The organism is Pseudoalteromonas sp. S8-8, from assembly GCF_000497875.1.
GTDB classification, from domain to species: Bacteria; Pseudomonadota; Gammaproteobacteria; order Enterobacterales; family Alteromonadaceae; genus Pseudoalteromonas; species Pseudoalteromonas arctica.
The window spans coordinates 1-23,550 of record NZ_AUTR01000023.1; the positions used below are offsets into that span (position 1 = coordinate 1).

The 23,550-nt window shown below is 38.0% G+C and carries 24 protein-coding genes and 1 riboswitch; of the genes, 6 read left to right on the plus strand and 18 right to left on the minus strand.

Annotated elements, in window-relative coordinates; all coding sequences use genetic code 11:
• Positions 1-1,278, plus strand: a 1,278-nt coding sequence (locus L659_RS0106745) for an efflux RND transporter permease subunit (protein WP_024590019.1), incomplete at its 5' end; no start/stop codon positions are given.
• An 85-nt stretch (positions 1,279-1,363) separates the two neighbouring features.
• Positions 1,364-1,900, plus strand: a complete 537-nt coding sequence (msrA, locus tag L659_RS0106750; RefSeq protein ID WP_024590020.1) for a peptide-methionine (S)-S-oxide reductase MsrA — start codon at positions 1,364-1,366, stop codon at positions 1,898-1,900.
• A gap of 90 nt (positions 1,901-1,990) precedes the next feature.
• On the opposite strand, the gene L659_RS0106755 is transcribed toward msrA, so the two are convergent.
• The 3 genes from L659_RS0106755 to L659_RS0106765 form a co-directional block, all read right to left on the minus strand.
• The gene (locus L659_RS0106755; RefSeq protein WP_024590021.1) at positions 1,991-3,820 is read right to left on the minus strand and encodes a TonB-dependent receptor domain-containing protein; all 1,830 of its coding nucleotides are present in this window, start codon (positions 3,818-3,820) and stop codon (positions 1,991-1,993) included.
• A gap of 37 nt (positions 3,821-3,857) precedes the next feature.
• Positions 3,858-4,041, minus strand: a riboswitch (cobalamin riboswitch).
• 63 nt (positions 4,042-4,104) lie between these two features.
• Positions 4,105-4,890 (minus strand): hypothetical protein, encoded by a 786-nt coding sequence (locus L659_RS0106760; protein WP_024590022.1) that lies wholly within the window; start codon positions 4,888-4,890, stop codon positions 4,105-4,107.
• 201 nt (positions 4,891-5,091) lie between these two features.
• Positions 5,092-5,574, minus strand: a complete 483-nt coding sequence (locus L659_RS0106765) for a YajQ family cyclic di-GMP-binding protein (RefSeq protein WP_007377833.1) — start codon at positions 5,572-5,574, stop codon at positions 5,092-5,094.
• Positions 5,575-5,726: 152 nt separating this feature from the next.
• Between L659_RS0106765 and L659_RS0106770 the strand changes: the two genes are divergently transcribed.
• Together L659_RS0106770 and L659_RS0106775 are read left to right on the plus strand one after the other, a co-directional pair.
• Positions 5,727-6,080: a VanZ family protein gene (locus L659_RS0106770; RefSeq protein WP_007581666.1), complete on the plus strand. Its 354-nt coding sequence runs from the start codon at positions 5,727-5,729 to the stop codon at positions 6,078-6,080.
• A complete protein-coding gene (locus tag L659_RS0106775) occupies positions 6,073-6,975 on the plus strand; it encodes a ketopantoate reductase family protein (RefSeq protein WP_024590023.1) in 903 nt (300 codons plus the stop codon). The genes L659_RS0106770 and L659_RS0106775 overlap by 8 nt, the downstream gene beginning before the upstream one ends.
• A 40-nt stretch (positions 6,976-7,015) precedes the next feature.
• On the opposite strand, the gene thiI is transcribed toward L659_RS0106775, so the two are convergent.
• Positions 7,016-8,473: a tRNA uracil 4-sulfurtransferase ThiI gene (gene thiI / locus L659_RS0106780; RefSeq protein ID WP_024590024.1), complete on the minus strand. Its 1,458-nt coding sequence runs from the start codon at positions 8,471-8,473 to the stop codon at positions 7,016-7,018.
• 324 nt (positions 8,474-8,797) lie between these two features.
• Positions 8,798-9,490, minus strand: coding sequence for a TetR/AcrR family transcriptional regulator (locus L659_RS0106785; RefSeq protein WP_024590025.1), 693 nt, complete (start codon positions 9,488-9,490; stop codon positions 8,798-8,800).
• Positions 9,491-9,688: 198 nt separating this feature from the next.
• On the opposite strand from L659_RS0106785, the gene coaD reads away from it, so the two are divergent.
• Entirely contained in the window at positions 9,689-10,180 is a 492-nt protein-coding gene (gene coaD, locus L659_RS0106790; RefSeq protein ID WP_024590026.1) for a pantetheine-phosphate adenylyltransferase, read from the plus strand.
• 32 nt (positions 10,181-10,212) lie between these two features.
• On the opposite strand, the gene L659_RS0106795 is transcribed toward coaD, so the two are convergent.
• From L659_RS0106795 to argC, 11 genes are all read right to left on the minus strand, one after another.
• A complete protein-coding gene (locus tag L659_RS0106795; RefSeq protein ID WP_024590027.1) occupies positions 10,213-10,728 on the minus strand; it encodes a hypothetical protein in 516 nt (171 codons plus the stop codon).
• Position 10,729: 1 nt separating this feature from the next.
• Positions 10,730-11,257 (minus strand): hypothetical protein, encoded by a 528-nt coding sequence (locus L659_RS0106800; RefSeq protein WP_024590028.1) that lies wholly within the window; start codon positions 11,255-11,257, stop codon positions 10,730-10,732.
• On the minus strand, positions 11,250-11,771 hold the full coding sequence (locus L659_RS0106805; RefSeq protein WP_331270993.1) for a hypothetical protein: 522 nt from the start codon (positions 11,769-11,771) through the stop codon (positions 11,250-11,252). Before L659_RS0106805 ends, L659_RS0106800 begins: the two co-directional genes overlap by 8 nt.
• Before the next feature lie 489 nt (positions 11,772-12,260).
• Entirely contained in the window at positions 12,261-12,758 is a 498-nt protein-coding gene (locus L659_RS0106815) for a hypothetical protein (RefSeq protein ID WP_024590031.1), read from the minus strand.
• A gap of 5 nt (positions 12,759-12,763) precedes the next feature.
• Entirely contained in the window at positions 12,764-13,297 is a 534-nt protein-coding gene (locus tag L659_RS0106820) for a hypothetical protein (protein ID WP_024590032.1), read from the minus strand.
• 14 nt (positions 13,298-13,311) lie between these two features.
• The gene (locus L659_RS0106825) at positions 13,312-13,521 is read right to left on the minus strand and encodes a hypothetical protein (protein WP_024590033.1); all 210 of its coding nucleotides are present in this window, start codon (positions 13,519-13,521) and stop codon (positions 13,312-13,314) included.
• Positions 13,522-13,786: 265 nt separating this feature from the next.
• Positions 13,787-15,652, minus strand: coding sequence for an argininosuccinate lyase (argH, locus tag L659_RS0106830; protein ID WP_007581654.1), 1,866 nt, complete (start codon positions 15,650-15,652; stop codon positions 13,787-13,789).
• 49 nt (positions 15,653-15,701) lie between these two features.
• A complete protein-coding gene (locus tag L659_RS0106835; RefSeq protein WP_007581653.1) occupies positions 15,702-16,904 on the minus strand; it encodes an argininosuccinate synthase in 1,203 nt (400 codons plus the stop codon).
• Entirely contained in the window at positions 16,901-17,833 is a 933-nt protein-coding gene (locus L659_RS0106840) for an ornithine carbamoyltransferase (protein ID WP_024590034.1), read from the minus strand. Before L659_RS0106840 ends, L659_RS0106835 begins: the two co-directional genes overlap by 4 nt.
• A 7-nt stretch (positions 17,834-17,840) precedes the next feature.
• Complete coding sequence (gene argB / locus L659_RS0106845) at positions 17,841-18,608, minus strand: acetylglutamate kinase (protein WP_024590035.1); 768 nt, start codon at positions 18,606-18,608, stop codon at positions 17,841-17,843.
• The gene (argC, locus tag L659_RS0106850; RefSeq protein WP_024590036.1) at positions 18,609-19,619 is read right to left on the minus strand and encodes an N-acetyl-gamma-glutamyl-phosphate reductase; all 1,011 of its coding nucleotides are present in this window, start codon (positions 19,617-19,619) and stop codon (positions 18,609-18,611) included.
• 224 nt (positions 19,620-19,843) lie between these two features.
• Between argC and argE the strand changes: the two genes are divergently transcribed.
• Positions 19,844-21,004: an acetylornithine deacetylase gene (gene argE, locus L659_RS0106855; RefSeq protein WP_024590037.1), complete on the plus strand. Its 1,161-nt coding sequence runs from the start codon at positions 19,844-19,846 to the stop codon at positions 21,002-21,004.
• A gap of 62 nt (positions 21,005-21,066) precedes the next feature.
• Here the strand turns inward: argE and L659_RS0106860 are convergent, their stop codons facing one another.
• Together L659_RS0106860 and radA are read right to left on the minus strand one after the other, a co-directional pair.
• Positions 21,067-21,999 carry a hypothetical protein gene (locus L659_RS0106860; protein WP_024590038.1) on the minus strand — a complete coding sequence of 311 codons (933 nt, stop codon included), beginning with the start codon at positions 21,997-21,999 and terminating at the stop codon, positions 21,067-21,069.
• Positions 22,000-22,075: 76 nt separating this feature from the next.
• Complete coding sequence (gene radA / locus L659_RS0106865) at positions 22,076-23,461, minus strand: DNA repair protein RadA (protein ID WP_024590039.1); 1,386 nt, start codon at positions 23,459-23,461, stop codon at positions 22,076-22,078.
• Positions 23,462-23,550: the final 89 nt, after the last annotated feature.

Genomic DNA, 23,550 nt, shown 5'->3' on the forward strand with positions numbered 1-23,550 from the left:
GGCGGTGTTGCGATTGTGGGTATGGCCGATTGGGATAAACGCAAACGCTCAACCTGGGAAGTAATGGACGAAATAAGCGGTAAAATGCAAGAAGTTACCGATGTTCGTGCATTTGCCATTATGCGCCGTGGTATTGGTGGTGGTGGCTCATCTCGCCCAATTGAGTTTGTACTGCAAGGTAATGATTACGCTCAACTGGCCGATTGGCGTGACCGTATAATAAAGCGTGCTGAGCAAAACCCTGGTTTAGTAAGAATCGATCATGATTACAAAGAAACCTTCCCACAGTTTTTAGTTAGCATAGATAAAAACAAAGCTGCCGATTTAGGCGTTTCGGTATCTGATGTAGGCCGTACACTAGAAACAATGCTTGGCCAGCGCCGTGTTACGACCTTTATTGACCGCGGTGAAGAATACGATGTGATTTTAAAAGGGACAAAAGAAGATTTTACCAATCCTACTGATATTTCAAATATATACCTTAAATCACGAAGCGGTGAACTAGTTCCACTTGATAGCCTTATCAGCTTAAAAGAAGAAGCAACAGCCTCGCGCTTAAACCGCTACAACCGTATGCGCGCAATTACATTAAGCGCCAACTTAGCCGACGGTTATACCCTTGAGCAAGCGCTTAACTTTTTAAACGAAGTAGCCGCGCAAGAAAACGATATAGATGGCGCAGTAGATTACAAAGGTGAGTCGCAGCTTTATTACGAAGGCGCATCAGCGATGACCTACGTATTTATACTTGCACTCACCGTTACCTTTTTAGTACTTGCTGCGCAGTTTGAAAGCTTTATGCACCCATTTGTCATTATGCTTACCGTACCGCTTGGTTTAATGGGCGCTATGTTTGGGCTTTGGGCTACAGGGCTTACCTTAAATATTTACAGCCAAATAGGTATTGTCATGCTCATAGGCTTAAGTGCTAAAAATGGTATTTTGATTGTAGAATTTACTAACCAATTACGCGATAAAGGCGTTGAATTTAGTGAAGCAATCCTACAAGCGGCTACCCAGCGCCTTCGCCCAATAATAATGACCTCACTTACAACCGTTATGAGCTCTGTTCCCTTGGTTTTTGCTTCAGGCCCCGGCGCTGAAAGCCGTATGGTAATTGGTGTAGTTGTGTTTACAGGGGTTATTGTATCTACCCTGCTGACTCTTTTTGTTGTACCTGCTGCGTATTATGCTCTATCGAAAAATACACAGTCACCTGAGTTTTTACAACAAAAGCTGAATAAACAAGCTGCTGAAAAGCCTTTCGAAGAGATCTAATCTCTTTATTGCGCCGTAACCTTGTTGTTGCGGCGCATACAATTTATGCTCGCCTTTAAACTCCATATACATTTTAGGAATACTTATGAGCTCAACAACGCAAGTAGCAACATTTGGTGGCGGCTGTTTTTGGTGTATAGATGCAGCATTTAGACGTGTAAATGGCGTATTAGATGTGAGTTCTGGCTATACCGGTGGCGAAACCGACACCCCAACCTATAATTCTGTATGCTCTGGCACAACCGGGCACGCTGAGGTTGTTAAAGTTGAATTTGACACCACTGTAGTTAGCTTTGAAACACTGCTAGCAATGTTTTTCACTTTGCATGATGCAACACAATTGAATCGTCAAGGTAACGATATAGGCACACAATATAGAAGCGTTGTTTACTATCACGATGAAGCCCAACTAAAGCAAACCAATGAAATGATAGCTCAACTGCAAAGCCATGTGAGTGAGCCCATTGTAACAGAAGTCAGCCCTGCCACTACGTATTATCCAGCAGAGCATTATCATCAAGATTACTATAACGAAAACCCACAGCAGGGTTACTGTAGTATTTTAATAGCACCTAAATTACATAAGTTTGAAACTGTGTTTAAAGAATTCTTAGTTGACTAGCTAATTTGAGCAGTTAAATTGATTAGTTAAACTTAGCTACACATTAAAAAGCCCGACATAAGTCGGGCTTTCTAATATTAATAAATACCGTTAAAACTGGTAGCTTGCGCCTGCAAAAAAGCGACGCTCTGGCGTGTTATAGTAATACACTTGACCCGTTGTAAAATCAGCGTTTGAATCAACAGCGTTATACTCTTTATCAAATAAGTTTTCTACACGAAGCGAAACTTCAATATGTTCATTTACTTGATAATTACCTGCTAAGTTCCAAAGTGTATAAGAGCCTAAGCGAGTCACAGCACCTTGTCGGTCACTACGATATTGCATGTCTAAGCTTGCATCAAAAGCACCAAACTGTTTTGCAACTTCCCAGTTAAAAGTACGTTTAGCAACATTGCGCAACTCTGCGCCCGTTTCTTCGTCTTCTGCACTTAAATAAGCAAAGTTAAGGTTGCTATCAAAACCAAAAAACTGCTGAGATAAGCTAAATTCAACCCCTTCGTAGCGTGCTTCATTCAAGTTGATAGGAAAAAAGTTAGAATCTAAAGATATCTTATCTTCAATATCATTTCTAAAAATAGCAACGTCAATACTTGCTATATCAAAATCTACATTTAACCCAATCTCTTGATTTAATGATTTCTCAGGCTCTAAATCAGGATTAGATGAAGGTGGAAAACCAGGAAAAGCCGGAAAGTATAAATCGTTAAATGTAGGTGCTTTAAAGCCAGTGCTTTGGCTTATGCGGAACGTGGCGTCTTCAGATAAATGATAACCCGCAGCGGCTGTATATGTTGTTTCATCACCAAACTGTTCATCATCGTCTTGGCGAATTGTTAAATTAGCTAACACTTTTTCAGCATTGTAATAAGCCCCAACAAATACAGCTAATACATCACGCTCTTGCATATCATACTGCGTTGAACTGTGCGATACATCATCGTTGTACCAGTTAACACCACCGCTAATATTAAGCTCTTCAGATAGTATATATTGACCGTTATAATCAAATTGCACACGTTTAGTTATAAAATCATTTACACCAAATGCTGAGGTATCGTGAGAATCATCTGTTGAAATAGCAATATCAATACTGTGCGATTGGTTAGTGTAGTTTTTACTCCAACCTGCAGAAAGCTGATAGTTTTTAAAATCACCTGTTTCTATAGTACTTGTGGCTGGACTAAAGCGACTGTCGTAATCTGCATAGCCTTCACTGTATTGGCCTAAAAACTTAAAGTCGCCGTAATGTGCATCGGTGTAGTTTATTTTAAAACCAAGGTTTTTATTTTCATAGCCATCTTCATCTGGTGCTACGCCTTGCAGTGCATCAAAGTTATCTGTTTTTTCAAAGCCTGCATTAAATGCTGTTGTTATATCATCTGATTTTACAGAGCCTGCCACTTGATAATTTTGATAAGAGTCAGAACCAAATGTAGCGCTTAGGGATAAGTTATCTGACTCACGCGTAATAATATTAATAACACCAGCGAGTGCATCAGAGCCATAAACAGCCGCGCGAGAGCCTTTAATAATTTCTATGCGTTCAATACTATTTAAAGGGACATTATTTAATGCTTTTTGACCAAGTGTTGCTGAGCCTGTACGTACACCGTCAATCAAAATTAGCGTATCGCCAGAGCCAGTACCACGAAGTGACACACCTGTATTTTGGCCAAAACCACCGTTTGGATTAACCTGAAAACCAACTCGCGTGCTTAATAAGGTTGGTAAATCGCGTACGTTGCTTGCTTCTATTTCTGCACGCTCAATAACATTTACACTTGCTAAAACGTCATTGATTGATTGCTCAAATTTATTAGCTGTAACGGTTATTTTTTCAATTGATTGCTCTGCGCCAGACACAGAAAATGAAAGCGCAGCAGAAATAGCAACGCCTAAAGTTGTTTTGTTTAACATGATGTCCCCTACCTTTGCCCACCGCAAAGATTTAAGTAAGTAAGATTGCATCAAGGCCGGTCTCCGGACTCAGTAAGCACATCAAAATATGCAATACTTTACCGTTGCGGGGGCAGTGTTGGGCTTGTAGTCATCATGAAAACGCACCAACTTCCCGATTATCCTGCTAAAAAAATCATTACATGAAGTGGCTAGCAAGCACCTTGAAAATATGTCGCTATTGTGAGTATTTTGTTTACAAATGTCAATGGACGTCTATACAGCTAAAAACCTTTAAAATGCAGTTAAGGGCTAGTATAGTTTGAAGAAACGCCATATTTATCAAGTAGCTTCTGAAGTTGTATTTGTGCAGTAGGTAAGCTTAGTATTTCATCCATTTTATTATTAGTGATCTTATTTGATTTAGAGTTAACTAAAAAGTGCGTTTTATAAACGGCATCTGGTACGTTACTTTTATAGAGTAAATCCATATTAAAAGTATTTTGATTTTTAAAATATTGATAAGCAATATTATTTAAAACGCCTACTTCCGCGCGCTTTAATAGCAGCATTTTAACCACATTGAATTCATCAATGGTTAAACTTACTTGATGTTCCTCACTTAAAAATTCGGCATCTGTATTAAATCCAGCAAATTGATACGAGTACCCCAGTACCCCAACCTTTGTTAATGACGTAATGTCGTCAAAGTAAGCTTGCTCATTTGTATTTTCTTTAAGCGTATAAAGCTCATTTTTGGTAATGGTATAAAATTCGGTTTTTTTAATATTCTCTTGCGCTGATTGTGGGATCCATTGCAGTGCCATTAAAAATAAAACATCAAAATTATTTTTTTCAACTGACAAAGCAAGCCTTTTTACAGGTAGAGACTCAAGTACGAAGTTAAACTCCTGCTGTGCGCCGTTTAAAATCTTAATAAACTCAGGAGCAAAACCCTGTTTTTTTTGCGCATTAATAATAATGGGAAAGTAGCCATCTTCAACCAGTACATCAATATCAACTGTTTTTGATAAGCTTGGTTTGGTAAATGTAAGCAAAACAAATAACAAAAATAATTGATGACGTTTCATTTTAATACCTTCTAGTGTGAAGTACTTAATTGCATGTGATTAAATATAATAGCTTAAATATCAAAAAGGAGATTAATACATACGGGAGTATCTAGGCAATAAAGAGGGATAATAGTGAGATATTTAAAAAGAGTAAGTAGCTTCAATCTGTCTGTAAGTATAAACAGATTAAAGCATGCTTAATTTAAAACTATTTATTAATTAATCGCGGAAATTTTTAAACTGAAAAGGCTGACCTAGCTCAGCACTGCGCACTACTTGCATAGCCTCTTGAAGATCGTCACGTTTTTTACCCGTTACACGTACTTCTTCGCCTTGGATAGCAGCTTGAACTTTAACTTTAGAGTCTTTAATGGCTTTAACTACTTTTTTAGCCATGTCCTTTTCGATACCTTGCTTTAAGCCAACGTTACGAAATACATTTTTACCTGCACGGGTAATATCTTGAAGCTCTAAGCTTGATACATCCATACCACGCTTAGATATTTTGTTAGCTAAAATATCAAATAATTGCATAACCTGAGAGTCTGCTTCAGCTTTAAGCTTAATTGTTTTGTCATTTAGCTCAATAGATGCATCAACGCCTCTAAAGTCAAAGCGAGTCTCTAGCTCACGATTTGCATTATCAACTGCGTTTTTAGCTTCGTTCATTTCTACTTCAGATACAATATCAAATGAAGGCATTGGTTTGCTCCTAACTATTTAATCTTAATTTTATGTGGTAATTATAACGCTAAAATTATAAATCTTTACATTTTTCTGCATCTTGTTCAGGTGCGATATTAAATTAGTTTGATATACTTGCGCCTCTTTTTTAAGCGATTTTAGGATTTGTCGTGACAAGGCGTGTTTATCAAGCAATTTTTTTAATCAGCATAGTAGCTTTTACCTTTTTATTTGCCAAAGAAATAAAAGGTGGCGTTGTAAATTTATTTCCTCATGTTGATAAAGTGGCCCATTTTGGGATTTTTTTTATACTAGCCATAATAATGGATAAAGCGTTTAAGCTTCCTTTATATGCGCAAATACTTTTATTGGCAGGTTATGGCGCCTCTATAGAAATAATGCAAGACGCACTTCCATATAGGCAAGCATCACTCGGTGATTTTTTTGCTGATTTTGCAGGTGCCGCAAGCTACTTTTTACTTAGAGTAATTTTTACACCTCGAAAAAAGAACCCATATGGCTAATATTTTAATTGTCGGCGATGGTGCTATTGGCTTGTTACTTAGTCATTTTCTAAGTGCGTCGCATAATGTCAGTGTTTTAACTCGCAAAAGCCCAACAAATACCCGCTTTTATAGTCGAGGAAAGGGTGCATCTAAAAAAATTGACGCACAATTTATTTCATTAAATCAGCTAAATAAAGCGGCTGAATTTGATGTTGTTTTATTTACCGTTAAAGCCTTTCAAGTACTTGATGCATTTACGCAAATAAAGCCGTTTTTACCAAATCATTGCTCTGTTGTACTTTCGCATAACGGAATGGGTAATGTTGATGAGGTAAATAGCCAGCTAAGCACTCACCAAGCACTCTACTTTTTAACGACAAGCATAGCGGGCTTTAAATCAAACCAATACATTGTGCAGCACACTGGTGAGGGACAAAGTGTTATTGGTGCTTGTAATGAATTAGCTTTTCAAAATAGCGCGCCAATAGCTGATATTTTTAAAGTAATACCCAGCCTCAAGTTTACTAATAACATTCAGCAGCTTCGTTTTGAAAAACTACTCGTAAATATTGCCATTAACCCATTAAGCGCTTTAAGTAATGTAAAAAATGGTGAGTTACGCGCACCTAAGTACAACGCTATAATTTTTAATGCACTCACTGAAGCATGCAATATAGCAAACATACAAGGGCTTAATATCCCATTGATTAAAGCACTTAATACCGCTTATAAAATAATGGAATTAACGTCTGACAATTACTCTTCAATGCAGCAAGACGTAGCGCATTGCAGAGAAACTGAAATATCAGCTATATGTGGCTATATTAGCCAACAAGGCAAACTTCACGGTATGCCTACACCTTACAACGATGAGTTGTTTGTCAAAATTCAGGCAAAAAAAAGCGTGGTATAAACCACGCTTATATTAATTCTTAACTTTAAGACTAAAAACCTTATGGGCGGTAAACTTTTACAGTTTCAAAGCCTTGTTCGTGCAGCATAAGTGCCTGTAGTTGGCTCATTACGCCTCTATCACAATATAAATAGTAGTCGGTGTCTTTTGGTAAATCACCAAACTTAGTCGCCAGACGGAAGAACGGTAAATGAACCACTTCAACACCGTCGATTTCTAGCGGTGCAGCTTCTTCTTCCTCTGGTGAGCGAATATCAACTACCACAGAGCCTACAGGCAAATCAGCAACCGATTCAGCTTCTTTAAGTTCTTGTTTGGCTTCAACGTCAATATCACGCACATCCATTATGCGTGCGTTGTTTACAACGGTATCAAGTACATCAAAGTCGAACTTTTCTTCTTCACCAAGAATAACGTCTATTTTGGCTTTAACCGTTGGCTTTTTAGAAATAACACCACAGTATTCAGGCATTGTTTCTGCCATTTCAGCCGTACCAATTTGGCGAGCAATATTAATAATTTCTTGCTTATCGTGTTGAATAAGCGGGCGTAAAATAAGCGTTTCAGTAACACGGTCAATCACGCTTAAATTCGCTAATGTTTGACTAGATACTTGGCCAATACTTTCACCAGTGACAAGTGCCTGAATGTTTAACTTTTGCGCAACTACACTACCCGCGCGCATCATCATACGTTTAAGTACAACACCCATTTGGCTGTTTTCAACGTTTTCTAAAATTTCAGCAACAACAGGTTCAAAATCAACCGTTACAAATTTAACTTTATGTGTAGAGCTGTATTTTTTCCATAAGTAGTAGCTTGCTTGCTTAACGCCAATTTCGTGCGCTGCGCCACCTAGATTAAAGAATAAAAAGTGTGTGCGTGCGCCTTTACGAATCATTTGGTAACTTGCTACACCAGAGTCAAAGCCACCCGACATAAGCGAAAGCACATCTTCTTGAGTTGGCAGAGGAAAACCAGCCATACCAAAATGTGTATGAGAAACAATGTAAGCTTTATCGTCTTTTACTTCTAAGCGTATTGTTACTTCTGGGCGGCTAAGCTTTACGCTTGCGCCTTCAATATGCTGATTTAATCCACCACCAACATAACGCTCTAAATCAGTTGAGGTAAAATCGTGTTGCCCTATGCGCTTAGCACGAACACAAAAGGTTTTACCTACAATAGTATGACCAACTAAAGCGATGGTTTTTTGATAAATATCATCAAGAGTTTCGAATTGTGTTTCGGTTACTTCAATAAATTGAACAATGCCAGGGATGCGTTTAAGGCTATCGATAAAATCAAGGCGAACTTGCGCGTCTTCAAGTTTTGTAACAACTGAAATGTTATCCCAGTTATTTCTTACTTGTACTTTTTCGTCAACACGGCGCAATACAATTTTAATGTTATTTTCTAACACTTTAGTAAAGCGTTTACGGACTGAACGGCTTTTAATGGCTATTTCAGGATGTAGTTTGACGATAAATTTAAGCATAGTTCACTCTTAGACTGCGGGAATTCGCGCTCCCAGGCATTTGGCGCGGGATTATAGCAAAAAATTCAGCGCCTAGGAAACAGCCTATTACTATCGATTAAACTACAGCTAGGGCCTGTTTATCTTTCGAGGTTAAATTTACAGCAGTGTGTTTGGTATTTAGGCAAGGCAGAGCCTATGTAGTGTGGTTATTCCCCATAAATAGGCGATAACGTAGCATAAATGCCAAACAAGCGCTGCCCAAAGGGTTCAGCCTAGGGGCGATTAACTCTTTGTTGCTCGGTTTTTACTTAGCCCACTAGGTTACAAACCTCGCGTCGCGATTTAATCGCCCCTAGATTGAACAAATTTTAATCCTGAAAGGTCAACAGGCCCTAAGGCTTGTTGCGCTAATTCAGTATATTTTTCACGTAGCAGGTTCATTTTATCAATGCTTTTATCGGTACTGTACGCTCTAAATAATGTAAGTACTTTTAAAATGCCATGATATATATCTTGCTCAGCAAGCGTACCACTTGGCCTACGGGCTTTAATATAAGGCGTCCAAAAACTAACCGTTAACTTTAGTGTATGTGCTAAATCAATGACATCTTGCTCATCAATAGCAATCATTTCACTATCGCGTAAGCCAATAATTATTTTACGAACTTGCTCTAACAACTCCAACTGAAAATCAATATAAGCTTGTTTTAAATCAGCATCTCTAGAGAGAATATCCCCGAGATTGTCGTAAAAAAAATGATAGCGCCACATCAGCTCAAATAACGAATCTAGGTAAGCCGTTAAATGATTAAATGCATCATCATCTTTATTAATAGGTTTAAAGTGAGTGTTTAAATGATCGCGATACAGCGCAAAAATATGACGGATAATGTCTTCTTTATTTTTAAAATGATAATAAAGATTACCCGGGCTCATCCCTAAGTTTGATGCAATATGATTTGTCGTTATTGCACGCTCACCATTTTCGTTAAACAACAAAATACTGGTGTGTATTATTTTATCCTTGGTATTCATATGCTAATACTCAAATTATCTATAGGCTACATTACACTCAAAAGAGGTAAACAGTATAAACAAATATGAATCATTAAAACACTCCGACCATGGACTGACCTGTTTAAAGAAAGTAAGTGTTTATATGCTTTTTTAGCTAGGCTGCTTTGTGGCATAAACACTGTTAAACTAGCGCTAAAATAATAAATAGTGAACATTATGAAAGTTATTGCAATTTACCCTGGCACCTTTGATCCACTAACTAATGGGCACACAGACCTTATTCAACGTGCAGCTAAAATGTTTGATACTGTATTAGTTGCGGTTGCTAATAACCCAAGTAAAAAACCCTGCTTTAACCTTGAAGAACGTGTTGAGCTTGCAAACTCTATTTTAAGCCACATAGATAATGTTAAGGTGATTGGTTTTTCTGGTTTATTGGCTGACCTTGCGCGCGATCACAATGCTAATGTGCTTATTCGCGGTATTAGAGCTGTATCTGATTTTGACTATGAATTTCAATTAGCTAACATGAACCGCCGCCTGAACCCCGACTTAGAAAGTGTATTTTTAACACCCTCAGAGCGAAATTCATTTATTTCATCAACACTCGTTAAAGAAGTAGCTCGCCACAATGGTGATGTAAGCGAGTTTGTAGACCCTGTAATTGTTAAAGCGCTAAAAACTAAATTGGGCTGTGGTGCCCAATAACACTTCCCGAATTAGCGCATAACTTGTATGCGCTAATTCGGCTTTTGTATAGATGATTTTAATTTTTTAATTAACCAAACAAGTTTTAGCAAATCTTTATTGATAATTAGTATTAGCGCCATAGTGATATCAATAATAGGCATAAGAAAACCATACAGCATCCACAACCACCAAAAATCCCAATTGCCATAAAGAGTATTATCAATATACATCCCCATAAACAGTGAGGCATTGATAGCAAGCCCTACAATAAGATAATAAAATCCGTACGGTATTTTACGTCCTAAAAAAATACGCCACATAAAAATAACGGCAATTGTTAGTACATCAAATATAAACAACTTTAAATGCGGAGCCGCAGTAGTTATGTCCATAAACAAACTAAATGTATACGAAGCCATCATAATAAAGCAAAGGTGAACTCGGCTTTTATCTTGCTTATTAATAGCCGCTGATAGAGTGAATAAAAAAGAAAAAACAAAAAGCCATGTAATAAATATTCCAAAATATTCGTTAACTGAATTTAATTGCCAAAATAGCTCCTCCATTTTATTCAACCTTTTGATGAGTGTTTTTTATACGATTAAGTAAATACCGTTTTAATGCAACCAAACCTAAAAAGTCTTTATTAATTAGGAGAACTAAAAGCATCGTTAAATCAGAAATTATTTGCCCTATTACATATAAGGCCCAAAACCACCAGTAATCCAAATTTCCTAAAACAATACTGTCGTAGTGCATTCCAAAAAAAACAAATGCGTTAAAGCTAAGTCCAACTAAAAGATAATAAAAGGCTACGGGGAGGTTTTTACTAAAGTATATCCGCCATATAATCAGAAAAAACATAGTTACGATATCAAATATAAAAAGGGTCAAATGGGGTGTGTTGCTCAAGGGATCCATAAAAATACTTGAGGTGTAAGATACCATCATAATGAATGCAAGTTGTGTGCAGCTTTTGTCAGACTTGTTAATGCTTGCAGACAAATTATATAAAAAAGCGAGTACAAAAGACCATGTAGTAAAAATAGTTATATAGTCGTATAAACTAGCCAGCTGCCGTAAAAAATCATGCATTGCGTGACCTTTTAAATTTTTCAGTTAAAAATTTAGTAAGCTTAACTAGACCTAAGAAATCTTTGTTAAAGATAAGCGCTAATGGCATTATCAAATCTGTAAAGTACATACCAAATACATAAACGTTCCAAAACCACCAATAATATAGAGTACCTAAAATCTCTATATCGTAATGCATAGCTAAAAATAAAGATGCATTAATACTCAGACCAAACACAAGATAATAAAATGCGTTAGGAATTGGGCTTTGGCTGTAGTACCTAAACGTAAAAATAATAATTAGAGTTACAATATCGAAGTAAAAATAGTTTAAGTGAGACACTATAACCATATCGAACAGTGTACTTAAGGTGTACGAAATCATCATAATACCAGAAAGGTACATTGTATTTTTATAGGGACTGTTTATGCTTGCTGACAAATTATAAAGAAATGCAATTACAAAGAACCATGTAATAAAAATACCTACATAATCTCTAATCGCTACCAGATCCCACAATATGTCAGCCATCATGCCCTCTTCAAACTCGTAATCAAACCATTTCTAAATTTCATCAAGTATAAAAAATCTTTGTTTATAAAAAATATAGCTACCATTATAAAATCAGCAGCGTTGACCCCTATCGCGTAAGCATTCCAAAGCCACCAGTAGCTTGTATTATTTGATATATAGATGTCGTAATGCATGAGAAAATGCAGGGTTGAGTTTATAGCTAAACCAGTAATAATATATAGATAGGTAATACCATCATGCCAGAGCCGCCTAAGGGAAATGATAACTAGGAGAGTTAAAATATCGGAAAACAAAAAATCTAGATAAGTTACCGTATCCATATTTGTAAATATACTAAACGAATATGAAACACTCATAACCAAAGACAAATACACTCTTTCTTTATTAGGCTTATTAATCGAATGAGCAAGGGAGTACAAAAAAGCCATAAGAAATCCCCATTGTACAAATGCACCTATGTACAGAGAAACTGTTGGGCTAATTAAAAGCTCATTCAATATTTTTCAACTTTTTAAAGTTCAATGTAACCCCTCTTTTAAAAATGGTATTTTTATTGAATACTAGTGAAAGAAACATTAAAACATCGAAAATATTAACGCCAATAGAATAAACACTCCAATACCACCAAGGCTCATAGTTATATAAAACGTATAGATCGTAATGCAATATTAAGGTGAGCACAGCATTTATTATTAACGCAAAGATGATGAAGTGAAAAGCTATAGAGCGGTGAAGTACTTTAAAGTACTCTAAAATTAACAAAGCTAAAATTGTAATAAAATCGTAGAGCGCCCAGTTTAAATATAAACTTTCTAATAAGTTTATGTAACCACTGGAAATATATGAGCAGAGCATAAGCGCAGATAAATAAACCGAGGATTTATTTTCTTTATTTATACTGGAAGCTAAACAGTATAAGAAGGCCATTAAAAAGCCCCATTGAGAGAAAGCTTCTACATAATCCATCAGGGCTTCAGTAACGTACATTTAAACTAGGTCGTTATTTTTATTTTTCTCGATTTAAACAATCGAATTAATTTTCTTTTTATCCTGTGTAGCCCTAAAAAGTCTCTATCTACAATTAATGCTACAACCATTGCTAAGTCATTAAAAGCAACGAAACCTACATATATTTCCCAGAAAAACCATGGTTCATTATTTTTATACACATATACATCTAAATACATTAACAGTACTAATAGCATATTTATTGATAAACCAACGATCAAATATAAGAAGGATGTAGTTGTTTTTTTCAATAATTTAAAGCTAAAGATGAGTACAATAATAGTAATTAAATCATGAATAGCCCAGTCCAAATATGTGGTGTTATAGTATGAAAGCCACGTATAGAAGTAATCTGTGGCTGTATAAGATATCATCATGATTAATGAACTGAGTAATAAGGTAGTCTTTCTTTTAACGTCTAAGCTATATACAAAAACATTGAAAAAGAAGGCCATTAAAAAAGCCCACATAACAAAAGCTGATAATGAGAAAAGACCAAAAAACTCAGTTAAAAACATTCAATACCTTATTACTACTTAGGACGAGTGCCTGTACCACCAGAAAGAATAGCAAGGCCACGTTCAACAGAGTTAACACTCGCAGCAGCCATACCTTCTTGAGAGATGCTTACTGTATCAGATTGCAGGGTTTTAGGGCTAGCAGTTTGTTCCATTGCAGGCTTTAATTGTTGTGTTTTATTGTATGCTTGCATTTGTACTTGGCTATTAGCTGAAACTTGCATGTGATTGATCCTTGTAAAAGTTTTAATTATATCTGGTGCAACTTTTAACCACATTATTATGTAGATAAATGCATCACCTGTTTAAAGTAGTGATAGCTATTTTGCTATCTACCTTATACAAAGCAACCAATGTGCCAACTTTTTTTGACACCTTAAAACTCACTCAAAACATACTTATATAATCAAACCAAACACCTCCGACCAGTTTACTACAAACATAAAAAAACGCACAGGGATAACCGTACGTTTTTTGTATCCAGGGAGTTTAAGCTACGTATTTACACGGGATCTCCGCACGTGTACTTAGCTTCAAAATATATTCCATTGCTACTTCGTCACAATTTTCTTTACGAAGACAAAGTTCACAATCTTTCATTACTTTTTCAGGCAAAGAGTCTTTGCTACAAAAAGTAAAACGTTGTTGTTCAAAAAAATCTGGTACGCGTGTTAATACAATAACTCGGTTAAGTGCCAATTTTTTGGCTTTAGTAAGTAGATGATCTACAAGCTGTCTACCCTGCCCCGACACTTTACTTTTTGGGTCTATACCCAATGAGCGTATTTCAGCAAGGCCGGTATCGTAAATGTATAACGACGCACAGCCCGACACTTTTCCATTTATTTCTGTTACTGCAAACTCGTTAATAGAGTGCACCATATCACTTTTTGCACGAGGCAGATTTTCACCTACCGTTGCCCAATGCTGTATAAGCGTGGCAATTGCTTCTACATCATCTAAATTTGCATCACGTACCGTTATTTGCTGTTTTTTTTTGGCTTCTTTAACAGCATTCGTTACTTGTTCAATAGACGTCCCACCAAGGGCTTTACGTGCTTTTATACATGCATCAATTTCAAGTACTGGGTAAACATCGTCTTCAAATACAGTGTTTACTGATTTGTACTGCTCAAGCGATAGCTCTTCAAGCGTTTTACCTTCGCTAATCGCAAGCTGTACAAGTACACCTACAATGTGATGCCCTTCTCTAAATGGCACACCTTTAGCAACTAAGTAATCAGCAAGTTCGGTGGCATTTGCATGCCCTCCTTTTGCTGCAGCAAGTGTCTTATCGCCGTTTACTTTAACGCCTTTAATACATGCTTGCGCCATATGAATACATGCAAGCCATGTTGGCATAGCGTCGAACAGGCCTTCTTTGTCTTCTTGCATATCTTTATTGTATGCAAGTGGCAGCGCTTTTAACGTCATCATCATAGCGCTAAATGCACCAAACACACGTCCGGTTTTACCGCGAATAAGCTCGAGTGCATCAGGATTTTTTTTCTGAGGCATGAGCGATGAGCCTGATGTTACGTTATCAGCAAGCTCTATAAATCCGGCTTCACCCGAATTATAAAAAATCAGATCCTCTGACATACGAGATAAGTGAATCATCGAAATAGACGCACAACTTAAAAGATCTAAAACAAAATCACGATCAGATACACCATCAAGGCTGTTTTTTGTAGCCGCTGTAAAACCTAGCCCATGCGCTAATGCTTGGCGATCAATCGGATAAGCAGTACCTGCTAATGCACCACTGCCTAATGGGCAAAAATTCATGCGCGCTTTAGCATCTTGCAGGCGGCTTTCATCACGCTCTAGCATCTCTACATACGCCATACACCAGTGGCTAAACAATACTGGTTGTGCGCGCTGTAAGTGCGTGTAACCTGGTAATATTGTGCCAAGCTCTCGCTCTGCAAGCGCTACAAACTCACCTTTAAGCTGTGCAATAGCATCTAGTAAATGGTCAGCCGTATCACGGCACCATAATCTAAAGTCGGTGGCAACTTGGTCATTACGGCTTCGGCCTGTATGTAATTTTTTAGCTAAATCACCTACTTTTTCAATTAGAGCTGCTTCAACATGTGAATGAATATCCTCTGCACCTGAAGTAGCTACCGCTTGTGGATCTGCTTTAACTTCTTCAAGCAGCTCATTTAATGCAGCCACTAATCTTGTGTGCTCGTCACTTGAAAGTACACTTACCTGTTCAAGTGCACCAGCCCATGCCACAGAGCCAATAATATCTTGCTCTGCTAACTGGTAGTCAAAGGGAAGAGAGTCGTTAAATTGCTTAAACGCCTCATCTGGACCCGTAGAAAAACGTCCGCCCCATAATGCCATGAAATCTCTCCAAACCCTGTAGTGCCCCTTTTATAAGGGGCGTAATAAATTACTTTTTAGCGAGTGCTGAAATTCTGCTTGAAAGCGAGAATAAACGAATAAAGCCTTCAGCGTGTGATTGGTCGTACACATCATCTTCGCCAAATGTAGCAAATGCTTCGCTGTATAAGCTATTTGGTGACTGCTTTTGAACTGCAGTTACTTGGCCTTTGTATAGCTTAAGTACCACTTCACCTGTTGCCACTTTAGAAAGTGCTTCAGCACCGGCTAAAATAGAATCTTTAAGAGGCGTAAACCAACGGCCGTCGTATACTAAATGCGAGAACTCGCCACCGAGTACTTCTTTCCACTTACGGCTTGCTTTATCAAGCACTAGCTCGTCAATGGCTTGAAGCGCAGCCATAATGACTGTGCCGCCTGGCGTTTCATAACAACCGCGTGACTTCATGCCAACTAAACGATTTTCTACAATATCAACACGTCCAACACCATGAGGCGATGCAATATCGTTTAATTTGACTAAACAATCGTAAGGTTTAAGCTCTACGCCATTTACAGCAACCACTTCGCCTTCAACAACTTTTAATGTTACTAGTTCTGATTTATCTGGTGCTTGCTCTGGAGAGTTAGTCCAAGTCCATACTTGTTCAGTTGGTTGACACCATGGGTCTTCAAGCTCACCACCTTCGTGCGAAATATGCCATGCGTTAGCATCACGGCTATAAATTTTTGTAGCAGATGCTGAACACGGAATGTCACGCTCTGCTAAGTAATCAAGTAATGATTCACGGCTCGATAAGTCCCACTCACGCCATGGCGCAATTACTTTTAAATCAGGGGCTAGTGCTGCAAAACATGATTCAAAACGAACTTGGTCATTACCTTTACCAGTACAACCATGAGAAAGTGCATCAGCACCTACTTTACGTGCAATTTCAACTTGTGCTTTAGCAATAATTGGGCGCGCCATAGAAGTACCTAATAAATAAGTACCTTCGTAAATTGAGCCCGTTTTAAGCGTTGGGTAAATGTAATCACTTACCATTTCATCTTTTAAGTCAACTACGTAACATTCAGATGCACCAGAGGCAATTGCTTTAGCTTCTACGCCTTCAAGTTCTTCAGCGCCTTGACCTACATCGGCAACAAACGCGATTACTTCACAGCCGTAGTTTTCTTTTAACCATGGCACAATAGCCGACGTATCAAGACCACCAGAATAGGCTAAAACGACTTTTTTAATTGAACTCATAGGTGTTCCTTAACAAAATTTGGATTTAGTAATGTAACTAGCAGAGCATTTTGCGCATGCATGCGATTCTCTGCTTGTTGAATGATTTTTGATGCTGGACCATCCATTACCTCAGAGGTAATTTCAAATTCACGGTGTGCCGGTTGGCAATGTAATACCGTAGTCGCACCTGTTTGATCTAGCAATGCCTGGTTTAATTGATAAGGCATGTATTTTTCTTTTACTTGCTCAAGCGGCGTTGTATCACCCATTGATACCCATGTATCTGCATATACAACGTTTGCACCAACCGCAGCTTCAACTCTATCGCTCACCATGACTGATGCGCCATTCATTGCTGCAATTTGCTCTGCTTTTTTAAGTATTTGTGAATCTGGCGAACACCCTTTTGGTGTTACAGCAACAAAGTCAGTACCTAACGTTGCCGCAAGTAACATCAATGAATGAGTCACGTTATTGCCCTCACCTAAGTAAGCTACTTTAAGCTCACTTACATCGCCATGTACTTCTTGAAGTGTTAAAAAATCAGCAAGTGCTTGGCAAGGGTGGTACAAGTCACACAAGCTATTTACCACAGGTACCGATGAATATTCGCCTAACGTGGTTAATGTGCTGTGCTGATTTACACGCGCCACAATACCGTCGGCCCAAGTAGAAATATTAAGTGCAAAATCTTTAATTGATTCACGTGCACCCATAGCGCCATTTTGCTGATCTAAATAAACAGCATGACCACCAAGGCGATTAATACCTATATCAAACGATAAACGTGTACGTAAACTTTGTTTTTCAAACAATGTTACGATTGATTTACCCGATAATACTTGGCTGTATTTTTCTGGCTTTGCTTTTATATCTTGCGCTAACTTTAATAAATTAAGTGCGCCTTCTTGGTCTAATTCTAAACCCGTTAAAAAATTCTCAAACATAATAAACCTATGGTGTAATCTTTGTTCCGACATGCTCACCTTGCAGCAGAGCAGTTAAATTTTCTGGCTTTTGCCAGCTGGAAATATACACACCGCGTCGTAAATGTTGGGCAGCGTGAAGGCTGGTCTTAACTTTGACCTCCATCCCGCCCACAATTACTCCATCTGTAATTAAAGTATCAATGTGTTTTGTGTCAAGTTGATGTAACGGTTGTTTATTTGCGTCAAGTACCGCTTCTACATCCGTCATAAAAATTAGTTCTGCATTTAAATTACTGGCAATAGCCGCTGCAGCTTCATCTGCATTTACGTTGTACCACAAGCCTTGTTCATCAAAGCCGATAGAGCTAACAATAGGTAAACGAGAAATTCTAAGTAAATCATTGATGATAGAATCGTCGTTACTTGTGCATTTACCTACTAAGCAAAGCGCTTTTAATTTTTGAGTTGCAGTCACACCCGCCTCAAAAAGGCTTAAGCCGACAGGCTTATGCCCTGCGCTTATAGCTTGAGTCATTAATTGTTTATTAGCGCAGCCTGCAAGCGCACCCACTATATAAGGCATTTGCTCTGCTGGACTAATACGTAAACCTTGGTGTTTAGCACTAGCAAAACCCGCTTGCTTTAGCCATGTATCTACTAAAGAACCACCGCCATGAACAATGACAAACTCATCATCTTTTTGCTCGCTTAGCACGTCAAATAACGCTTTTGCTGCATTTTCTGTATTAAGTACTGCACCACCGAGTTTAATAACCCACGTTTTTTTACTCATTTAAAACGCTCCTTTTAAGCCCGTAGTGTGATCTAAATTCATAGAAATATTGATACACTGCAAAGCTTGTCCAGCAGCGCCTTTTAATAAGTTATCAATGGCAGACATTACAATTAACTGCGTGCCTTGTTGCTGCCAGCCAATATCAACAAATGGTTGCTTAGCAACACCTTTGATTGAAGGTATTTTATCGCCTAACAAACGAATTAATGGTTCGTTAGCAAGCACTTGATAAGCAGATGCAACGCTTTCCTTGGTAACGCCTGGCTTAAGTTGTACATAAATAGTTTCTAAAATACCGCGCGCAAAGCTACCTAGATGCGGTGTAAATAATACTTTGTGGCCAAGGTGTTGTTCAATTTCAGGACCGTGGCGATGGTTAAACAAACCATAAGGTGCAAGCGATACCTCACAAAAATGTGTTCCTACACTCGCTTTACGCCCGGCACCTGTAACGCCCGAAACGGCATTAATAATAATACTTTCGCTGCTCAATAAGCCTGCTTGTTTAAGCGGTTTAAGTGCATTGAGCGCCGCTGTTGGGTAACAGCCTGCAACAGCAATTAGCTTTGCGTTAGCGATAGCATCATGGTTCCACTCTGCTAAACCGTAAGCCGCTTCATTTAAAAGCTCTGGGTGTTGATGCTCAAAACCATAATAAGTAACGTAATCATCATTACTTGCTAGGCGATAGCCACCAGATAAATCAAATACTTTTTTACCCATAGCTAAAAATTGAGGCGCTAAATCAACACTTACTTTGTGATCGGTACATAAACACACATAGTCAGCATCACTTTGAATGTCATCAAAAGCTGATGCACTAAGAGGAAGTAAAGGACAATCTAGTAAGCCAAGGTGCTCTGGGTATAAATCACTTAGTAATTTATTTTTATCTAAGCTACCCTCAGATACATAACAGCCTGTTAAGGTAAGGTTTGGATGATTAGCAACTAAGCTTGCTAACTCTGCGCCGCTATAACCGCTTGCGCCAATAATAACTACATTCATTGATTACTCGTTATTTTAAAATTTACTGCTAAATATATATGTTGTTCGCTTAAACTAGCTAAGACGCTAAATTAAGACTTAATTTAATGAATTTGTAGATTATCGTCGCATTATTTTCATAGCTTTACTTTAATATATTTATGCTTAAAAAGTGAATTGATATTCATCATAAATACTTTTATATTGTTATGCAATTAAATTGAATAATAATTTTGGATTTTTTTATGCCTTTGCCTTCGTTTATTTCTATGTATCAACAATTGATTGCAGCCCCTTCTATTAGTGCAATTGAAGACAGCTTGTGTATGAGCAATAAAAACGTAATTGAACTCCTTGCGAGGTGGTGCGAAACACTCGGTTTTACGTGTGAAATTATTGAATTAGAAGGAGGTAAGGGCCGCTTTAATTTATTAGCAAAACGTGGAAAAGGCGATGGCGGGTTAATGCTTGCGGGCCACACTGATACAGTGCCTTTTGATGACAGCCGCTGGAACCACAATCCGTTTAAACTTACCGAACTAGACAATAAATTGTATGGGCTGGGAAGCATTGATATGAAAGGATTTTTTGCTTTTGTATTACAAGCGATTAGTGAACTTGATGAAAAGCAGCAAACTCAACCTATTTTAATACTCGCCACTGCCGATGAAGAAACAACTATGGCAGGTGCACAACAAATATGTAAGCACCCTAATTTAAAACCTGCACGCTGTATAATTGGCGAACCTACTGATATGACGCCAGTATTTATGCACAAGGGCCATATGAGTACAGCAATAAGAGTCGTTGGTCGCTCTGGGCATAGCTCAGATCCCGAACGTGGCCTTAACGCCATTGAAGTAATGCATAAAGTGATTACAAAATTGATGATCTTAAAAGAGCAATTAAAGCATAAGTATTCAATAAATCACTTTGAGATTCCTTATCCAACATTAAACTTAGGCAATATTCATGGTGGCGATAATGCGAATAGAATTTGTGGTTGCTGTGAAATGCATATAGATATGCGCCCATTACCAGGTTTAAGTGTACAAGAACTACAAGCATTAGTGCTTGATGCAACAAAAGAGATAAATCAGCAATATCCAAATGCGGTGAGTGTTATTGATTTACATGAACCAATCCCGGCATTTAGTGGTAACACCGACAGTGCTTTAGTGAAAATGGCTGAAAAAATAGCGGGGCAAAAAGCTGTCGCGGTAAATTATTGCACTGAAGCGCCGTTTATCCAGCAACTCGGTTGTGAAACAATCGTAATGGGCCCAGGCTCAATTAACCAAGCGCATCAGCCTGATGAGTTTTTAGCGTTGGAAAAAATAAAACCATCGCAACAAATAATCACCAATATCATAAAAGCAAACTGCTTTAGCAATCAGAGTCACTAACTGCTAACAACACAAAATAATAAAGGCGCCAATTGGCGCCTTTATTAATACAAAACTAAGGCCTAATCACCTTTAACTTCTAAGTTAATAAACTTAACTAGCTCTTCAGGTTGCCCTACTAGCATCATAACTTGTTGGTTAATTTCCATCATAGTTTTACCTTCAGGTAGCTTTGCTGACACACTGAATGAATTTAAACCTTTAGCAAAGCTAGTTAAAGCCTCTGCAATATTTTCAGTTACAGGAGCTTGTTGTAACTGCTGCTCTAACATCATTTCCATTTGCTCTAGCGTCATGCCTTGCTTTTCAAGCTCACTTGATAGTAAGTCTTTTAACTTACCTTGGTTATTTAAGGCAAAGCTAACATTGCGCGGCTCTAACTTACTCATTGCTTGCATAACAAGTGTTTGCTGCTGTAACTCTTGCTCATAAGTAAGTGGCTGGTTACCCGCTTCTTGCTGCGCTTTACTAATCGCTAATGAAGCATCCATTAATGCTTTTGAATTAGCCAAGCCCATATCCATATTAAAACTAACAATGTCTTTTGCATCAAGCTTAACTACTACATCACTATTGCCAGACTCTTCATCGTAATCAAGTGATGAATGTAAATCGTAACTTGCTGAGGCTAGCATTTCGTTTGTATCAGCAGGTAATTTTGAAACAAAATTTTTGTCAAACTGAAAGCTTTTTACATCAAATGATGTATGCGGTGATATTTTATCTGGCTCGTAACCTGTTATTTCAATGCTTTGAATATTAGCAACATTGTCACCCTCAGGGCTTATTACTTCCATGTTTGTTATTTCTACGCTTTTTGAAATAACACTTGCCGATAAACCAGCATATTTAAATGTAGCGCCAGTTTGCTCGCTTACTAAAGCAAGTTGCTTATCTACTTCTGCACGCACTTCTTGTGTAGCTACATAATTTGCATAGCTCACGCCACCAACGCCCGCAGCTACAATCGCTGCAACTATTACTAATTTTTTCATGTTATTTCCTTATTGAATTCTTTATATAAAATAATCTTAACTCAAGAGTAACATCGAAGAACATCACCGATAAGCGTTAATTAATTAAACTAAGCAACTCATGTACTGTTTTAACTGGGGTAATTTTAGCGCCCAGCCCTTCCATCGACTTATGGTAATTACGAAATGGAATATATATTTCTGTAAAACCATGTTGTGCTGCTTCTTTAACACGTGGCACACCACTATCAATTGGGCGTACATCGCCGTTTAAGCTGAGTTCGCCCATAATACACGTGGTACGTGGCACAACAAATTCATTTAAGCTGCTAAGTAGCGCGGTAACCAATGCTAAATCAATACAAGTTTCTGTTTCATCTATTCTTAGGCCACCCACAATATTAAAAAACGTATCGTGGAATATTTTGGTTTTAGTGTGTTTTCGTAATATGCCAGTCAGCATTTTTATGCGGTTCATGTTTAAACCAACGCAAACACGCTGCGGAAATTCCGCCTCGGTTTCGGTAGTTAAACATTGAATTTCAAGTAGTAAATTTCGATTACCTTTACGGATACAGGTAATTGTAGAGCCTGGCGAGTCGGTTGTAGACCCCGATAAAAATATTTCGCTCGGGTTATCAACACTCAACATACCGCGTTCGCACATTTTAAAAATGCCAACGGTATCTATATCACCAAAGCGGTTTTTATTTGCCCTAAGGGTTCGAATTTGCCCATCATTGGTGTCTATGTGTAAAAGCGCATCGACAATATGTACAAGTGTTTGAGGACCTGCTATTTCGTTATTTTTATTTACATGAGCAATAATGAACATGGTTACATCATTTTGCTTACAGTATTGAGTCAATGCTTGGGCGGCGCTTTTTACTTGCGAAGGGGAACCTGGGCTACCATTTGCCGTTTCGGTTACAACCGCTTGAATAGAGTCAATAACAGCAAACTTAATTTTATTTTTCTCGAGCTCTTCAATGATGGTTTCAACACTGGTTTCTGAAAGTAAATAAAGCTCGTCAGGGTTATAGTTTAACTTTAAACGATTTACCCTGTTTTTAAACTGCGATAATGACTCCTCGGCCGTACAGTAAAGTGACGGCATACGTTGTGACATTCTCGCTACTAGGTCAGATAGCAATGTTGTTTTACCAGCACCTGGATCACCCGAAATTATATTAACAGAGCCGGTCGTTACACCACCGCTTAGCACACGATCGAGCTCGCCAATTTCTGTCAGCTGTTTTTCTGCCTCTGACGTAGCAATATCATTAATTTTTTTAGAGCCGCCACCAGCACCGCCAGCATAACCACCTACATTTGCTCGAACTGACGCTTTTTTACTCTGCCCTGCTGAAGGTTTAAATTCTGCTAATGTGTTCCACGCACCGCAGCGGCATTGACCCTGCCAACGTGGGTAGTTCATGCCACATTCTGTACACACAAACTCTATTTTTGCCGCTTTAGTCATTTATAACCTTATCTACGATTCTCTAATTTTAAAAACATTTACTGTTAATAACTTATTTTGCCACTTCAAGCATTTACTTAGCAACAAAC

Coding starts and splice junctions, on each gene's coding strand:
- msrA (WP_024590020.1), top strand. CDS start 1,364: ATGAGCTCAACAACGCAAGTAGCAACATTTGGTGGCGGCTGTTTTTGG.
- L659_RS0106755 (WP_024590021.1), bottom strand. CDS start 3,820: ATGTTAAACAAAACAACTTTAGGCGTTGCTATTTCTGCTGCGCTTTCA.
- L659_RS0106760 (WP_024590022.1), bottom strand. CDS start 4,890: ATGAAACGTCATCAATTATTTTTGTTATTTGTTTTGCTTACATTTACC.
- L659_RS0106765 (WP_007377833.1), bottom strand. CDS start 5,574: ATGCCTTCATTTGATATTGTATCTGAAGTAGAAATGAACGAAGCTAAA.
- L659_RS0106775 (WP_024590023.1), top strand. CDS start 6,073: ATGGCTAATATTTTAATTGTCGGCGATGGTGCTATTGGCTTGTTACTT.
- thiI (WP_024590024.1), bottom strand. CDS start 8,473: ATGCTTAAATTTATCGTCAAACTACATCCTGAAATAGCCATTAAAAGC.
- L659_RS0106785 (WP_024590025.1), bottom strand. CDS start 9,490: ATGAATACCAAGGATAAAATAATACACACCAGTATTTTGTTGTTTAAC.
- coaD (WP_024590026.1), top strand. CDS start 9,689: ATGAAAGTTATTGCAATTTACCCTGGCACCTTTGATCCACTAACTAAT.
- L659_RS0106795 (WP_024590027.1), bottom strand. CDS start 10,728: ATGGAGGAGCTATTTTGGCAATTAAATTCAGTTAACGAATATTTTGGA.
- L659_RS0106800 (WP_024590028.1), bottom strand. CDS start 11,257: ATGCATGATTTTTTACGGCAGCTGGCTAGTTTATACGACTATATAACT.
- L659_RS0106805 (WP_331270993.1), bottom strand. CDS start 11,771: ATGATGGCTGACATATTGTGGGATCTGGTAGCGATTAGAGATTATGTA.
- L659_RS0106815 (WP_024590031.1), bottom strand. CDS start 12,758: ATGTACGTTACTGAAGCCCTGATGGATTATGTAGAAGCTTTCTCTCAA.
- L659_RS0106820 (WP_024590032.1), bottom strand. CDS start 13,297: ATGTTTTTAACTGAGTTTTTTGGTCTTTTCTCATTATCAGCTTTTGTT.
- L659_RS0106825 (WP_024590033.1), bottom strand. CDS start 13,521: ATGCAAGTTTCAGCTAATAGCCAAGTACAAATGCAAGCATACAATAAA.
- argH (WP_007581654.1), bottom strand. CDS start 15,652: ATGGCATTATGGGGCGGACGTTTTTCTACGGGTCCAGATGAGGCGTTT.
- L659_RS0106835 (WP_007581653.1), bottom strand. CDS start 16,904: ATGAGTTCAATTAAAAAAGTCGTTTTAGCCTATTCTGGTGGTCTTGAT.
- L659_RS0106840 (WP_024590034.1), bottom strand. CDS start 17,833: ATGTTTGAGAATTTTTTAACGGGTTTAGAATTAGACCAAGAAGGCGCA.
- argB (WP_024590035.1), bottom strand. CDS start 18,608: ATGAGTAAAAAAACGTGGGTTATTAAACTCGGTGGTGCAGTACTTAAT.
- argC (WP_024590036.1), bottom strand. CDS start 19,619: ATGAATGTAGTTATTATTGGCGCAAGCGGTTATAGCGGCGCAGAGTTA.
- argE (WP_024590037.1), top strand. CDS start 19,844: ATGCCTTTGCCTTCGTTTATTTCTATGTATCAACAATTGATTGCAGCC.
- L659_RS0106860 (WP_024590038.1), bottom strand. CDS start 21,999: ATGAAAAAATTAGTAATAGTTGCAGCGATTGTAGCTGCGGGCGTTGGT.
- radA (WP_024590039.1), bottom strand. CDS start 23,461: ATGACTAAAGCGGCAAAAATAGAGTTTGTGTGTACAGAATGTGGCATG.